At 65.8% G+C, this 1,358-nt stretch carries 1 protein-coding gene; it reads right to left on the bottom strand.

Features of this window, described 5'->3' with window-relative positions:
* A partial coding sequence (locus VW23_RS22050) for an ABC transporter substrate-binding protein (protein WP_069911651.1) occupies positions 1-1,275 on the bottom strand: 1,275 nt, incomplete at its 3' end.
* Positions 1,276-1,358 lie beyond the last annotated feature (83 nt).

Here is a 1,358-nt window from a genome sequence, read left to right as displayed (position 1 = left end):
GCTCGGGCTCTCCTCGAGCGCCGTCTGCATCTGCGCCGTCCAGTCCGCCACACTGAGCGTCCCCAGCGTCACTTCCTGCCAGCCGCGCGCCAGGGCATCGGCTTCCTGGCCGGAGAGCAGCACGCCGACATGCAGGGTCGGCGTCTTGATGATCTCCTGGATCTGCGCCAGCGCCTGCGACTTGGGCAAAGCGTTGGGATCGACATTCTTGTTGAGCGAGATGCCGCCGGCGACGCTGGCGAGGAGGTTGGCGTTCTCGACCCCGGCGACGAACTTCACGAACTTGAAGCCCGCTTCCTGCTTGGTGCTCCACGGCGTCACGCCGAACACCGAGCTCTCGGTGCCGCTGAAGCTATGGGCCAGCGGCGCATCGGCCACCAGCACCGGCCAGCTCATCGCGCCGACATTCTCATCGCCCAGCGCCTTGCCGAACGCCGCCCAGTTCACCGCATCGGCGATGATGGTGGAGGCGAAGGCGGCATTGCCGCTCTGGAAGATATCGGCGCCATCGGGCAGCATCGAAATCGACGGCGAGCTCGAGTTGATCCAGCCGCGCGTCGTGCCGATCGAGGCCATGGCTTCGAGGATCGACACCATCTTGGGGTCGGTCCAGGGGAGCTTACCCGCCATGATGGCGCGCATGTCGTCTTCGGTGAGGAAGTTGCGGGCGACTTCCGGGAAGTTCCAGTAGGCCGGGAACACCCCGGTCATGCCATGCGCGAGGCAGGTCTTGCCGATGGCTTTCACCGCGGTGCAGGCGGCATCCATCTCGTCCCAGGTCCTGGGCGGGTTGGCCGCATCGAGCCCGGCTTCGGTCAACACCGCCTTGTTGTAGTACATCACATTGCCCTGGTAGCCGAACGGCAGGCCGTAGCAGGGCTGGGTGGTGTCATAGTTGAGGCAGCCACCCGAATAGGTGATCAGGTCACCCGCCGCGGCGAGCACGTCTTCGGGCAGCTGCACATAGGCGCTGCGCCGATCGAACAGCTCGAGGCCGGCATTGTTCTCCATCACATCGGGGCCGCTCTTGGTCGCGATGTAGGGACCCTGGACGCTCGGATAGCGGTCGAACGGCACGGTCTCCAGTTCGACCTTCACATCCGGATTGGCCTTCTCGAACGCCGCCACCAGCTGCGTCCAGTAATCCGGTCCGCCTGGCTGCCAGTTGAGCACGCGAATGGTGGTGACATCCTGCGCCAGCGCCGGCCCCATCATTGCCGTCAACGCCACGGCGCCGGCGGCAATGCGCCAGCCCTCTTTCGAAACAACTCTCATCTGAAATCCCTTCCTCTGATGCCCGGCGCCGGCCGAGGCCCATCGCGCCGCTATCCCCTGTCGGCGCCGGGAAGGCGCCCCGC

Origin of the sequence: Devosia insulae DS-56, assembly GCF_000970465.2 — a bacterium.
Classification (GTDB): domain Bacteria; phylum Pseudomonadota; class Alphaproteobacteria; order Rhizobiales; family Devosiaceae; genus Devosia_A; species Devosia_A insulae.
Note: the sequence above shows the minus strand (reverse complement) of the source record. Positions and strands in the feature narration are given on the sequence as shown.